Annotated in this window: 10 protein-coding genes and 1 pseudogene; 7 read left to right on the forward strand and 4 right to left on the reverse strand. The window is 53.7% G+C overall.

From position 1 onward, the window contains the following. Nucleotides 1-61: 61 nt before the first annotated feature. Nucleotides 62-2,569: a glycerophosphoryl diester phosphodiesterase gene (locus tag ACO2Q8_RS02485; protein ID WP_423343190.1), complete on the forward strand. Its 2,508-nt coding sequence runs from the start codon at nucleotides 62-64 to the stop codon at nucleotides 2,567-2,569. A 33-nt stretch (nucleotides 2,570-2,602) separates the two neighbouring features. On the opposite strand, the gene ACO2Q8_RS02490 is transcribed toward ACO2Q8_RS02485, so the two are convergent. Both ACO2Q8_RS02490 and ACO2Q8_RS02495 read right to left on the reverse strand, forming a co-directional pair. Next, the gene (locus tag ACO2Q8_RS02490; RefSeq protein WP_423343191.1) at nucleotides 2,603-2,755 is read right to left on the reverse strand and encodes a hypothetical protein; all 153 of its coding nucleotides are present in this window, start codon (nucleotides 2,753-2,755) and stop codon (nucleotides 2,603-2,605) included. A gap of 27 nt (nucleotides 2,756-2,782) precedes the next feature. Continuing rightward, nucleotides 2,783-3,094 (reverse strand): annotated as a pseudogene (locus ACO2Q8_RS02495) (DUF6934 family protein); the annotation flags it as partial. Between the two features lie 163 nt (nucleotides 3,095-3,257). Here ACO2Q8_RS02495 and ACO2Q8_RS02500 point away from each other — a divergent pair. The 6 genes from ACO2Q8_RS02500 (at nucleotide 3,258) to ACO2Q8_RS02525 (ending at nucleotide 12,051) form a co-directional block, all read left to right on the forward strand. Then, the gene (locus tag ACO2Q8_RS02500) at nucleotides 3,258-4,991 is read left to right on the forward strand and encodes a sodium:solute symporter family protein (protein WP_423343192.1); all 1,734 of its coding nucleotides are present in this window, start codon (nucleotides 3,258-3,260) and stop codon (nucleotides 4,989-4,991) included. A gap of 30 nt (nucleotides 4,992-5,021) precedes the next feature. Further along, a complete protein-coding gene (locus tag ACO2Q8_RS02505) occupies nucleotides 5,022-7,073 on the forward strand; it encodes a glycoside hydrolase family 2 protein (protein ID WP_423343193.1) in 2,052 nt (683 codons plus the stop codon). Next, nucleotides 7,048-9,324, forward strand: coding sequence for an FAD-dependent oxidoreductase (locus tag ACO2Q8_RS02510; RefSeq protein ID WP_423343194.1), 2,277 nt, complete (start codon nucleotides 7,048-7,050; stop codon nucleotides 9,322-9,324). Before ACO2Q8_RS02505 ends, ACO2Q8_RS02510 begins: the two co-directional genes overlap by 26 nt. Nucleotides 9,325-9,628: 304 nt before the next feature. After that, nucleotides 9,629-10,183 carry a peroxiredoxin gene (locus tag ACO2Q8_RS02515; protein WP_423343195.1) on the forward strand — a complete coding sequence of 185 codons (555 nt, stop codon included), beginning with the start codon at nucleotides 9,629-9,631 and terminating at the stop codon, nucleotides 10,181-10,183. A gap of 110 nt (nucleotides 10,184-10,293) precedes the next feature. Beyond that, entirely contained in the window at nucleotides 10,294-10,884 is a 591-nt protein-coding gene (locus ACO2Q8_RS02520; protein ID WP_423343196.1) for a carboxymuconolactone decarboxylase family protein, read from the forward strand. Nucleotides 10,885-11,046: 162 nt separating this feature from the next. Continuing rightward, nucleotides 11,047-12,051, forward strand: coding sequence for a c-type cytochrome (locus tag ACO2Q8_RS02525; RefSeq protein ID WP_423343197.1), 1,005 nt, complete (start codon nucleotides 11,047-11,049; stop codon nucleotides 12,049-12,051). A gap of 34 nt (nucleotides 12,052-12,085) precedes the next feature. On the opposite strand, the gene ACO2Q8_RS02530 is transcribed toward ACO2Q8_RS02525, so the two are convergent. Further along, a complete protein-coding gene (locus ACO2Q8_RS02530; protein WP_423343233.1) occupies nucleotides 12,086-12,445 on the reverse strand; it encodes a Uma2 family endonuclease in 360 nt (119 codons plus the stop codon). Nucleotides 12,446-12,519: 74 nt separating this feature from the next. After that, entirely contained in the window at nucleotides 12,520-13,584 is a 1,065-nt protein-coding gene (hemH, locus tag ACO2Q8_RS02535; RefSeq protein ID WP_423343198.1) for a ferrochelatase, read from the reverse strand. Nucleotides 13,585-13,674: the final 90 nt, after the last annotated feature.

Consider the following 13,674-nt stretch of genomic DNA (forward strand, 5'->3'; position numbering starts at 1 on the left):
AGCAGCGCCACTGAAAATCGTATACTGAAAACCGTAAACCACAAGTAACAAGTCACTGATTATGAAATACAACCTGATCCTATTCCTCACCCTCTTTACCCTGGGTGGTCTGGCCCAGACGCCGAAAAAACTCAGCCTGTCGAACGACCGGATTCAATTGGTCTGGGCGTCGACGGCTGGGGGCTGGCGGTTGCAGAACGTGGCCGTCCGGAAGGGCAAGCAGTGGCAAACCCTGGCCCAGCCTTCCGGCGAAAATACCCTGCTGTACGCGGCCGAAAAACCGTCGGACAAACCGGCTGAAACCTTCAAAACCATCACGGGCGAGGAGTTTCCGGGCGAAAAGTACCATTATCAGCAGGTCCAATGGGCCGAAAGCACCAATCCGGTTTCGCTCAACACCGCCGGACAAGCCACGCACTTTTTCCCCAAAACCGGGCAGGCCGCTGGTAAAAACCACCTGACGTTCCGGCAGGAAACCGAAACCGCCACCATCCAAACCGACTGGTCCATCGATCCCCAGTTTCCGCAGGACGTAATTGTAAAACAAACCCTAACGGCGAAGAAAGGCGGTTTTTTCTCACTGGCCAGCCCCAGCCTTTCGACGGTTTCGGAGCCAAACCTGGCCTGGGCCAGCGTGCCGGGCTACTTTCAGGGCACTAAACTTCAACCCAATTTTGTGCTGGCTTACGCTTACGGCCACGGCATTCCGAACCGGCCCGTGATCTACCGCGAACGCTGTGCCAGCACGCTGGCACCGATGGTCAGCACAAAAAACGGCCTGACGCTGGCCATCATTCCCGAACCGGGCCTGGCCCGCGATCCCTGGGCGGAAGACAAAAACACCCAGATTGTCTGGAACATTGGCTTGTCGCACATGAACCGCAAGGCCCAGCTTTCGCCGACGCTCTACTACCCGGTTTTGGGCGAACCCAAATCTGCACTGAAACCTGGCGAAACTGTCAGTTATACGTTCCGCTACAGCCTGACCGACGGCGACTGGTTCAAGGCGCTCAATCACGCGATCTACGAAATTTACCGGTTTAAGGAAGCGCTGGCGCTGCGGCAAAGCAAACAATCGCTGACCAACCGCATTCAGCAAATGCACCAGTACCTGACCGACCCGAAAACGTCACTCTGGAATGTCGAAGAATTTGAAGGGAAAAAGATCGGGGCGCAGTCGTACCTGGGCGGGGTCGTGGGTTCGAACAAAGACGCCATGAAAAATTCGGATTACGGCGCGATGTGGATGCTGGCGACGGCTACCGGCGACTCGTTGCTGACCAAAAACGTGCTGCCTTACGCCCAGAATTTCAAACTGGTGCAGCAGGAAACCGGCAACAATTTCTTTAAAGGAGCCGTCGAAGGTCAGTATTACCTCGCCAAATCGAAGAAATTCGTGGAAGAATGGGGCGCGGTGGTCGAGCCGATTGCGCTGACGTATTACACGATGCTCGACATCGGGAATATGCTGTTGTTCGAGCCAACCAATCAGGAACTGAAGGAACGACTGCGTTTCGGAGCGGAACGTTTATTGATCTGGCAAAAACCGGATGGGAGTTGGGCCGTGGCTTACGACAAACAGACTGAACAGGAAATTTTTAAGGACATTCAGGATGTCCGGCCCACGTTTTACGGCCTGATTGTGGCCCATCGCATCCTGAACGACCCGAAATACCTGGCAGCCGCCCGTAAAGGGGCCGACTGGCTGATCAAAAATGCCGTCGAAACCGGCAGCTTTCTGGGCGTTTGTGGCGATGCACGGTACGCACCGGATTTTGCCACGGGGCAATCGGCCCAGGGGTTTCTGGATTTGTACGATCTAACGAAAGACGAACGGTATAAACAAGCCGCCATCACGGCCGCGAAGATTTACACGGCCTCGATTTACACCCACCCGATTGCCAGCCGGAAACCCAAAACCGTCAACGGCACGGCGCGGGAGGATTGGGAAATCAGCCAGGCCGGGCTGAGTTTCGAGCATGGCGGTATTTTCGGCTCGGCCACCCGCCTGGGACCCATTCAGTTATGCAGTCACGCCGGAATGTTCATCCGGATGCACCAGTTGACGAAAGAGCCGATTTTTGCGGACATGGCGCGGGCGGGAGCCATCGGCCGGGATGCGTTTGTGGACCCGAAAACCAGCGTCGCGTCGTACTACTGGCAGGCCATGAACCGGGGCGCGGGGCCGTATCCGCACCACGCCTGGTGGCAGATCGGCTGGCTGACCGACTACCTGGTGGCCGAAGCGGAGTTACGTTCAAACGGAAAAGTGGCATTTCCGCGCGGGTTTGTCACGCCCAAGGTCGGACCGCACCAGACGGTCGGGTTTGCGCCCGGAACCGTCAACGGGGAGAAGGCCAATCTGGTTGTTGAGGAGAATCTCGTAAAGATCGATAATCCCTCGGTTGATTACCTACTGGCGCGGACGGAGAAGAAAGACAAGGTGTTTGTGATTCTGCTAAATAACAGCGCGAATGCGTCTGATTTTCAATTCGCTGCCAAAGGGCAGAAAGCCATTACGAAGCAGCTACCGGCTTTCGGACTGGAGATTATGACGCTGGAAAATTAAGAAGTTGTAACCCTGCTTGATGATGAACCACCCTTATTCCTTTGGCGGCATTTTAGGAAGTCCAGCCTTTTTGAGCGCCGTATTGGCCCGTTCCAGCTTTTCAGCAAAAAGCGGTTTTCCATCTTGTCTGATTCTGTCGACAACTGGTTCTATTTGATTAGTAACAGATTGATTTTTAGTCTTCATAGAATGATTTTTAAGTGAAAATAACGATTATTTCTTGTGTATCAAAAAAAGTTCGTAGTGACGATTTGGTTGAAATCTCTCCCATTCATCATTTTGAAATCCGAACAATGAAAACCGTTCAGAAAGTTCTTGCAGACTATGGTTAATGGCCATTCGATATAGTCGGTTACGAGCAGTGGAATTTCCAGAGAAAATAATCCATTGTTCCGGAAATTGTTCAAGATACAGATTGACAATTTGAAAAATTGTAGCCAGAATCTGGGCAGTATCACCATTATCGCTTACAACAAAGTCATCAAATTTTCCTGTCAATGGGTTAAAATCGGCTAGAGCAAGATTGAAAGTGTCCTCAACCCCGGGTTGGGGTAAAAGAAACTAACTTCTCAATAACGCCTTTAGGACCAACACTTTCAAAGAAAAACTCAGTTGCGTTTAGACTTGGCCGGAACGAATAACCTGGATAATTCACGAATTTAATTTTTACATACAAATATAACCAAACTTGAATACAACCATCGATACACTGGTCATCCTCGTTTTCTCGGCTTTCGTGCTGGGCATCGGGATGCTGTTTGCCCGGACCGGACGCAACCTGAAGTCGTTCTTTGCCGGGGGCGAAGCCGTGCCCTGGTTCATTGGCGGGCTCTCGCTGTTCATGAGCTTTTTCTCCGCCGGAACCTTCGTGGCCTGGGGCTCCATCGCTTACAAATACGGCTGGGTCGCCATCACGATTCAGTGGACCATGTGCATCGGCGCACTCGTGACCGGTTTGTATTTGGCTCCACGCTGGAAAGCCGCCGGGGCGCTGACGGCCGCCGAGTTCATCCGCGAGCGGCTGGGGTTGACGGTGCAGAAAGTCTACATTTTTATCTTCACGCTCGTATCGGTATTCATCAAAGGGTCGGTGTTATATCCGGTGGCGAAACTGGTCAGTTCATCGCTGAACCTGCCGCTGGTGCCCTGCACGATTGGGTTGGGCATTTTCATGATTGCCTACACCGCCGTCGGCGGACTCTGGGCCGTGATGGTCACCGACATTCTGCAATTCGTGGTGCTGTCGGCTGCGGTTTTTATTTTGTTACCGTTGTCGCTCAACCGGGTGGGCGGTTTTGAAGGATTCACCAATGCGGTTCCCGACGATTTTTTCAACCTCCTTAACGGCGAATACACCCTCGGTTTTGTAGCGGCTTTTGTGATTTACCACATCTGCTACATTGGTGGTAACTGGACGTTCGTGCAACGGTACACCAGCGTCGACAGCCCGAAATCGGCCCGAAAAGTAGCTTTTCTGTTCGCCGGATTGTACCTCGTCAGCCCGGTAATCTGGATGTTGCCGCCGATGATTTACAAAGCCATCAACCCCTCGCTGACCGGTCTGGATACGGAAAACGCGTACCTGATGATTTGCAAACTCGTGCTGCCGCCGGGCTTGCTGGGTCTGATGCTGACGGGCATGTATTTCTCGACCTCGGCCAGCGCCAACACGGCCCTGAACGTCGTCTCGGCGGTTTTTACCAACGACATTTACAAAGGACTGATCAACCCGCAGGCATCGGACCGGCAACTGATGCGGGTGGCGCGGGGCTCGTCGTGGTTTTTTGGGTTGGGCATGATCGTCATTGCGCTGCTGGTTCCGGCGGCTGGCGGAATTGTCGAGGTGGTGCTGAGTATTTCGTCCATTTCGGGTGGGCCGCTGCTGGCTCCTCCCCTCTGGGCCTTGTTTTCCAAACGCCTGACCGGACAAGCGACGCTCTGGATTACCGGTATCGGCCTGACGGTCAACCTGTTCTTCAAAGCCATTTCGCCCTGGCTGTTCGATTTCAAACTTACGCGCGGGGCTGAGACCATCATCGGTGTCGGACTGCCGCTACTATTGTTGCTGGCGTATGAACTCTGGGCGCGTTCGCGCAATCAGGTAGCTCAGGAAGAACTCAGGTACCGGACGGTTGGTGATCAAAAACGGCGGGATCAGGCCGGCGAAGTGAGCGGAGAAGAAGCAATTGCCATTAAAAAGCAAAACCGGTTTGGGCTGCGCATCATTGCTATATCCCTGGCATTTACGGGTATTATGCTGCTCGGATTGAGTTTCCTGACCACGCAGGGAGCCCTGATAACCGCCGTCATTTCGGTTGTCGTGTTAGCTTCGTCGCTCATTCCGTGGTTCGCATCCCGGCGCGTTCAAATTCCTTCAGGATTGCAGCAGACCGAGAAAATCGTCAACTCGAATCACGGATAAATTAAAAAAAGTGCTCCCCAGACGCTCACTATGAGACACATACGCAATTTAACGACGGTTTTCCTACTCCTTCAACTAGCCTCGGTTTCGTTCGCCCAATACACCCTCCGCGACCCCGACGCCATTCTGCTGCACGGCGAGTGGCGGTTTGCGATGGACCCCAATGGCGTGGGCGAAACCGGCCAGTGGTACCGCGAAAATGCCCCGCTCAACCGCTGGGATCAGGTGACGGTTCCGCACTGCTTCTCGGTCGATCCGCGCTACCAGTTTTACACCGGAACGGCCTGGTACCGCCGGACCTTTCCGTGGCAACCGACTCCGGGCAAGCGCGTATTGCTCCACTTCGATGCGGCTTATTACGAAACCGTCGTCTGGCTCAACGGACGAAAAGTCGGCTCACACGAAGGCGGCTACACACCTTTTTACTTTGATGTTACCGATTTTCTGAAAGCCGGAACTAATACGCTCGCCGTTTCGGTAGACAACAACACCTGGCGCACCAACACCATTCCGGGATCGAAAGACAACAATGAGCCTAACGACCCGTTTCCGGGCTGGATCAACTACGGCGGTCTGATCCGGCCGGTTTACCTGACCGTTGAACCCGAGGTCTACATCGAGAACGTCAAAATCGACGCGACGCCGGATTTAGCCAATGGAACCGCTACCCTGAAAATCAAAACCCGGCTCCGGAACACGTCGGCCCAGGCGGTTTTGCCCAAACTCAGTTTTCGGTTGGAACAAAACGGAAAACCGATTTCGGTCAGCTGGAAACCGCAAACCGGGAGCGCAACCGCCAATCAGGTTACGGTGCTGGAAGCCAAAACCAGCCTGAAAGCCAACGATGTAAAGCTCTGGAGCGTCGACCAGCCGACCTTGTACGACATTCAGGTTGTAGCCGCTTCGGATACCGTCCGGACGCATTTCGGCATTCGGAAGGTGGAAGTCCGCAACGCGCAACTGCTGCTCAACGGCCAGCCGATCAAGGTGGCTGGGGGAAACCGCGTCGTCGATTACGTGGGGCTGGGATCGCTGGAACCGGATTGGCTGGTGGAAAAAGACCTGCGGCTGATGAAAGAAGCGGGCATGGAACTCCACCGCCTGACGCACTACACCCCCTCCGAAACCGTCTACGACTGGGCCGACCGCAACGGCATGCTCATCATTACGGAAGCCGGAAACTGGCAGTTGACGCCCCGGCAAATGGACAACGACACGATCCGCACGAAGTTCCGGCAGCAGTTTCGGGAAATGGCCGAGCGCGACTGGAACCACCCCTGCGTCATTGCCTACAGCGTCGGGAACGAATACCTGTCCGAACAACCCGCCGGTCAACGCTGGACCAAAGACATGATTGCCTACGCCCGCGAGCTCGACCCCACCCGACTCTACACCTTCGCGTCGATGCGGCTCAACACTTTGCCCAAAAAACCGGAGGACGAAGCCAGCCAGTACTGCGATTTTATCTCGACGAACACCTACGGCAACCACGCCACCGTCCTGAAACACATCCACACGTTGTATCCTGACAAACCGGTTTTCATTAGTGAATACGGCACCCGGGCCGATGGCAAAGACGGCGAAGCCGGACAGGTCGGCCACCTCGAAAAGTTCCTGAGCGACATTCGTCCGTTGCCGTATGTGATTGGGGCCTCCTGGTGGTCGTTCAACGATTACCTGAGTCGGCACCACGGCACCAATCCGGACGGCACCCGGCCTTGGGGGCTGGTGCGGCACGATCGTTCGAAACGGCCTTTGTACCAAACCCATCAAACCGGCATGGCGCCGGTGACGATGGAAAAAGTCAGCTTCGTGGCCGGTTCGGAAGGGGTTCATCAGCTCACGGTCCGTATCACGGCCCGCGCGGATTTTCCGGCCTACACCCTCCGAAGTTACCGACTTAAAACCAGCACGACGCAACGGACGCTTCCTGATTTACAACCCGGCCAAAGCACCGAGATCCGGCTACCAGTCCGGGGCTTCACCAACCGTTTACAACTCGAAATCTTAAAACCAACGGGCTTTTCTATTCTTGCACAAACGATTGATTTAACGAATGATACGCGAACAAGCAACCGATAAACGAGCGCCAAAAACCGTCCGGTATGAGGCTGATTTGATTGTGGTAGGCGGAGGGCTTTCCGGCACCTGTTGCGCCATCACGGCGGCCCGGGCGGGCATCCGGGTCGTGCTGGTGCAAGACCGGCCGGTGTTGGGCGGCAACTCGTCCAGCGAAGTGCGGCTGTGGGTACTCGGAGCCACCTCGCATATGGGCAATAACAACCGCTGGGCGCGGGAAGGGGGCGTTGTGGACGAACTGCTGCTCGAAAACCTGTACCGCAACCCCGAAGGAAACCCGCTGATTTTCGACACGATAATTCTTGAAAAAGTCGTTTCCGAACCCAACATTACCCTGCTGCTCAACACGGCGGTTTACGAGGTTGAAAAATCGGATGCCGAAACGATTAGCAGCCTGAAAGCCTTTTGCAGCCAGAACAGCACGGCCTACGATCTGGTCGCTCCGCTGTTCTGCGACGCTTCGGGCGATGGGATTGTGGCGTTTCAAGCCGGAGCGGCTTTCCGAATGGGGGCCGAATCGATGGACGAATTTGGGGAGAAATTTGCGCCCTCGGCTGAATACGGTGAGTTACTCGGTCATTCTCTGTATTTCTACACGAAAGATACGGAGAAACCAGTCCGGTTTGTGCCGCCCGCTTATGCTTTGCAGGACATTACCAAAATTCCGCGCTACCGGCGCTTCAACGCCAAAGAACACGGTTGCCAGTTGTGGTGGATCGAATACGGTGGTCGGCTCGACACGGTTCATGATACCGAAACGATCAAATGGGAACTCTGGAAAGTGGTGTACGGCGTCTGGCATTACATTAAAAATTCCGGGCAGTTTCCTGAAGCCGACACCATGACGCTCGAATGGGTCGGGCAGATTCCGGGCAAGCGCGAAAGCCGCCGGTTTGAGGGCGATTATATGCTGATTCAGCAGGACATTGTCGAACAACGCACCCACCCCGACGCCGTGGCTTTTGGCGGATGGTCCATCGACCTCCACCCTGCCGATGGCATTTTTTCCGAAAAACCGGGTTGTAATCAGTGGCACAGCAAGGGCCTTTACCAGATTCCGTACCGGTGTTACTATAGCCGCAACATCAATAACCTGTTTATGGCCGGGCGGATCATCAGCGCGTCGCACGTGGCCTTTGGCTCGGCCCGGGTGATGGGCACGAGCGCCCACGGCGGACAGGCGGTCGGGATGGCCGCCGTCTTGTGTACGCGGGAGCGCCTGCTCCCGCGCGATTTGACCGAACCCAGGCGGATGCAGGAACTGCAACGGGAACTGTTGAAAACCGGGCAACACATTCCCGGTTTGACCTTACACGATCCGGCCGATCTAATCCAGACGGCTGAGTTGACCGCATCGAGCGAACTGATCCTCACTGAACTCCCAGCCGACGGCCCGTTGTTGCCCATCACGCACTCGGCCGGGCAGATGTTGCCGCTAACGCCTGGCCCGGTGCCGCGCCTGACGGCCTGGGTCAGCGCCGACCAGGCTACAACGCTGACCGTCGAACTGCGCCGGAGCAGCAAACCGGACAATCACACCCCGGATGTGACGCTCGATACGTTGGTGATTCCGCTCAAAAAAGGAAAACACGAAATTGAGCTTTCTTTTGACGCGACGATTGATCAAGCCTGCTACGGTTTTGTCCTGTTCCTGAAAAACGAGCACATTCGGTTGCAGTACAGTTCACTTCGGGTTACCGGTATTCTGTCAGTGTTTAACAAGATCAACGCAGCGGTTTCAAATTACGGCAAGCAGGAACCAACCGAAGACATTGGTGTCGATGCCTTTGAATTCTGGACGGCCGAACGGCGGCCCAAAGGGCAAAATATTGCATTGAAGATCGAACCAGGATTGGCGGTTTTCGGCGTCGAGAATCTTCGGAATGGCATTCAGCGGCCGACCAGCCAGCCCAATGCCTACGTCGCCGACCCGGCTGATCCGAATCCGACGGTCACGGTCAGTTGGCCAGAAATCCAGCGCATCAGCCACGTGGAGTTGTTCTTCGACGGCGATTTCGACCATCCGCTCGAAAACGTGATCATGACCCATCCGGAAACCGAGGTACCGTTCTGCGTGCGCGACTATATTCTTTGTAACGACCGGAAGGAACGCGTTTTTTCGCAGACCGGCAATCATCAGACCCGAAACACCGTCCGTTTTGAGCAGCCTATTGAAACCCGCAGCCTGACCATTCATTTGAAAGCCATGAATGGCTCGGTCCCGGCGGCCCTGCTGGAGGTGCGCTGCTATTAATTTTTTACCTGTTTCTTTTCAATCGGTTGGTATTCGCTCAACAGGCGCAATACCAACCGATCTTTGTTTTATTACATTTTCATCAAGCCATATCATTATTGCAATTTCAAGTTAACTTATTCCGGTAGAATCACGCGATTTTTCGAATTGTTCCCGTCCAAAACCGCCAAACGAATAATACACTGAGAAATATCATTGGTTTTATCTATCAATTATCAATAAATACTATGTGTTCAGTTTAAATTTTCTTCTCACTTTTGTACAGAAAACAGTTCCTTACAACCTGTACAACACTATATCATCTATGAAAAATCATATTGTTTCTGTCGGCTCACAATTCCCGGAGTTCAAAAAGCTGGCGGTTGTTTCCCTGGAAAAAGGCAACGAGTTTTACGAAATTTCATCTGAAGACCACAAAGCCGCTGGCAAATGGCTCGTCATGTTCTGGTGGCCCAAAGACTTTACGTTCGTTTGCCCGACCGAAATAGCTGAGTTTAACAACAAGTATGAAGATTTTGCCGATCGGGATACTATTCTGATCGGTGCTTCGACCGACAGCGAGTTCGTTCACCTGGCGTGGCGCAAAAACCACGACGACCTGCGTGGTCTGAAATTCCCGATGCTGGCCGACACCTCGAAATCACTGGCCGAAGAGCTGGGCATTCTGGAAGCCAACGAGAAAATCGCGTACCGCGTTACGTACATCGTTGATCCCCAAGGCATTGTTCGCTGGGTATCGGTTAACGACCTGTCCGTCGGCCGGAACGTCAACGAAGTCCTGCGTGTGCTCGACGCCCTGCAAACCGACGAGCTTTGCCCCTGCAACTGGGTGAAAGGCGAAGAAACGCTGAGTGCTTAATTTTTAATGGCGAATGAGTGAATGAGCGATTGAGTGAATAGCTCCGCCAGTATTTACTTTCTGCGGAGCTATTCACTCAATCGCTCATTCACTCAATCACTCATTCAACCATGACCACGTCCATCCAAAACGAAACCGTACTGTCGCTGCTGACCAACCTGGGGTTGGACACGACGGCCAGCTACCCGACGCTCGAAACGTTGGGCCAGGTCGACCACCGATACCTGCGCGACCTGAAGATTAACGTCGGCAACGTGCTGAACAACAGCCAGCACCTGTCGAAGAAAGAAACCCGCCTGTTGGCGTTGTCGGTCGCGGTGAATGAAAAGCACCAGCCGCTGATTGACAGCTTCTCGAGCGCGGCCCGTCAGGAAGGCGCGACGGATGCTGAAATCGCCGAAACGCTGGCCTGTGCCTCACTGTTGAGCACCAACAACGTGTTCTACCGGTTCCGGCACTTTACCGGCAAAGATTACTACCAGCAAACGCAACCCGGCATCCGGATGAGCATTATGATGAATCCGGTTTTGGGCAAGGAGTTTTTTGAACTGATGAGCCTGGTGGTTTCGGCCGTCAACGGCTGCGAACTTTGCGTCCGGTCGCACGAAGAAAGCGTGCTGAAACACGGCGCAACGGAAGCCCGCGTTTTCGACGCCATCCGGGTCGGCTCCGTTATTAAAGGCCTGATTACTATTCTGTAACTATAATTTAATACACTTCATCGACCGGCCCGGAACGCTTGAAAACGTTCCGGGCTTTTTTTGTTAACCGAATAATAAAACAAGAAACATCAACGATATTACACGGTCAAATTTGGATAGCTTTGGAAGTACAAATACCTACTCCCTCAATCAAAACTATCCATGAAACTAGCGTTACGGATTTTTCTCTTCCTGATCGGCGGCATTGCGCTGCTGGTGGCCGGAAGCGTCGCCTACATCAAAACCGCCCTGCCCAATGTGGGCCCGGCTCCCGAATTGAGTGTTCAGAAGGATTCGGCTCATGTCGCCCGGGGCAAGTACCTGGCTAATCACGTGGCGGTTTGCATCGATTGCCATTCGGAGCGGAACTGGAACCAGTCGAGCGGTCCGGTGATTCCGGGTACGGAAGGCAAGGGGGGTGAAGCGTTTACCCGCGAACAGGGATTTCCGGGGACTTATTACGCCCGAAACATTACCCCGGCCCACCTGAGCGGCTGGACCGACGGCGAAATTTACCGGACCATCACGACGGGTGTCACCAAAGATGGAAGAGCCTTGTTTCCGGTCATGCCGTATGGTAATTATGGCCAGGTTGATCCCGATGATATTAAGGCAATCATTGCCTACGTGCGTACCCTGAAACCGATCGAGAACAACGCCATTCCTGATCGGGAACCAGATTTTCCGATGAACCTGATTCTCAACACGATTCCGGTCAAAAGTGAAGGTACGAAACGCCCAGACCCATCCGATACACTGGCGTACGGCAAGTACATGACCACCTTTGCCAGTTGTGGTGAGTGCCATACGCCGGTTGATGATAAGGGGCAGTTTCTGCCCGGGTTGGATTTTGCGGGTGGCCGTGCCTTCCCAATGCCGAAGGGAACCGTTCGGTCGATGAACATCACGCCGGACCGGGAAACCGGGATTGGTTCGTGGACAAAAGAAACATTCGTGGCCCGGTTTAAAGCCGCTCAGCAACCGGATTACAAACATCCGGCGACGGCAGAGTATGCCGACTTCAACACGATTATGCCGTGGATTATGTATTCGGGGATGAGCGAACAGGACCTGGGGGCCATTTTCACCTATCTACAAAGCCTGAAACCGGTGAAGAATTCCGTTGAAAAGTTTGTGCCCAAAGGCAAGGAAGTTGCCAGCCGTTGACGTAAAAGAAAGCCCGCCGAACAGCGGGCCTTTGCTATCGTTGTTCTTCCTGAACCTCAACGCCGAGGTAGATTTCCTGCATAGAAATTTCAGCATTGATGGACTCCAATCGCACGGTGTCGGTCAGCTTCCAATACGACACAATCCGCCAGAGATCATTTTCTACTTTGGAGAACACTTCGACCAGGATGCCATCGGGGCTGATTTGCACATACTCCCGAAATGACGGAATCTGCCGGTACAGACTGAATTTTTTGCGCTTGTTGTAGCCTTTGGTGGAGGGCGAAAAGACTTCGATGATCACGACGGGATTGACGGCCGCATTTTTATTTATTCCCGAAGTTTGCAACGGGCCGCAGATAACGCTTGCATGGCGATAAAGTTTACGATTTATCGTTCGTCATTTTAAAAACGAGTTGAATATCCACAAAATATACGTCGAATTCAACCACAACAGAAAACCGCTTTCTAGGTTGCCTTCTTCACCAGATCGACCAGCAGTTCGATCCAGAGCGGGCTGTCGTTCAGGCTTTCGACGAGTTGCCAGCGGTGACCGCCGTGTTTTTCAAACAGTTCCTTGTATTCCTCGCCCACTTCGATGGTGGTTTCCAGACAGTCGGCCACAAAAGCCGGGGAGAACGCCAGCACGCTCTTCACGCCTTTTTCGCCCAGTTCTTTCACCACATCTTCGGTATACGGCTGAATCCAGGGATCTTTGCCCAGTCGGGACTGAAACGTGGTGGTGTATTTTCCTTCGGGAATACCGAGCGCCCGAACCAATAACCGAGTGGTTTCAAAACATTGTGCCCGGTAACAATACTGGTTCATGGCCGTCAATGATGCGCAACAGTCGCCCAGCTTGCAGACCCGGCCGGTGATGTCGCCCTTGCGAATCTGCCGCTCGGGCAGGCCGTGGTAGCTGAACAGAAAATGGTCGAACGACTCGGCCTCCAGGTACGGCCGCGCCCGTTGCACAAAGCCCTCGATGAATTTCGGATGATCCAGAAAACTGTTGACAAATTCGATCCGGGGAATAATTTGCCAGTCGGCGACTACTTCCATCACCTTCTGGTACACCGAACCGGTCGTGGCTGACGCGTACTGCGGAAAAAACGGAATGACAATAATGTCCGTCAGCCCCAATTGCTGAAAAGCCGACAAACCGGCTCCGATGCTCGGATTTTGATACCGCATGGCCAGTTTGACCACGTAATCGTCGCCTAGCTCCCGTTGCAGCTCCTGTTCCACGACTTCGCCATAATACTTTAAGGGTGAGCCGTTTTCGGTCCAGACTTCCCGGTAAACCTTCGCCGACTTGGGGGCTCGAAACGGAGCGATGATCCCGTTGACGAGCAAATAGCGCTGCGGATACGGAATATCGATCACCCGACCATCCATCAGGAATTCCCGCAGGTATTTCCGGACATCCGGCACAGACGGACTATCGGGCGTTCCCAGGTTGACAATTAGGACGCCGGTTTTCCCGATCCGCTGCTGTGCGACCGGGGACGGCTTCAAAACAGGAGCATCCATACGTAGTGAGTTAACGATCAAAATTACAACGGAAACCGTATCAACCCAATCAATATTTTTTATTTTTACATCGATAAAAGTTATAAATAA

Origin of the sequence: Larkinella sp. VNQ87, assembly GCF_049445795.1 — a bacterium.
Classification (GTDB): Bacteria; Bacteroidota; Bacteroidia; order Cytophagales; family Spirosomataceae; genus Larkinella.

Bases quoted from the DNA above. Each gene is read 5' to 3' on its own strand.
- ACO2Q8_RS02485 (WP_423343190.1), top strand. From the start codon at position 62: ATGAAATACAACCTGATCCTATTCCTCACCCTCTTTACCCTGGGTGGT.
- ACO2Q8_RS02490 (WP_423343191.1), bottom strand. From the start codon at position 2,755: ATGAAGACTAAAAATCAATCTGTTACTAATCAAATAGAACCAGTTGTC.
- ACO2Q8_RS02505 (WP_423343193.1), top strand. From the start codon at position 5,022: ATGAGACACATACGCAATTTAACGACGGTTTTCCTACTCCTTCAACTA.
- ACO2Q8_RS02510 (WP_423343194.1), top strand. From the start codon at position 7,048: ATGATACGCGAACAAGCAACCGATAAACGAGCGCCAAAAACCGTCCGG.
- ACO2Q8_RS02515 (WP_423343195.1), top strand. From the start codon at position 9,629: ATGAAAAATCATATTGTTTCTGTCGGCTCACAATTCCCGGAGTTCAAA.
- ACO2Q8_RS02520 (WP_423343196.1), top strand. From the start codon at position 10,294: ATGACCACGTCCATCCAAAACGAAACCGTACTGTCGCTGCTGACCAAC.
- ACO2Q8_RS02525 (WP_423343197.1), top strand. From the start codon at position 11,047: ATGAAACTAGCGTTACGGATTTTTCTCTTCCTGATCGGCGGCATTGCG.
- hemH (WP_423343198.1), bottom strand. From the start codon at position 13,584: ATGGATGCTCCTGTTTTGAAGCCGTCCCCGGTCGCACAGCAGCGGATC.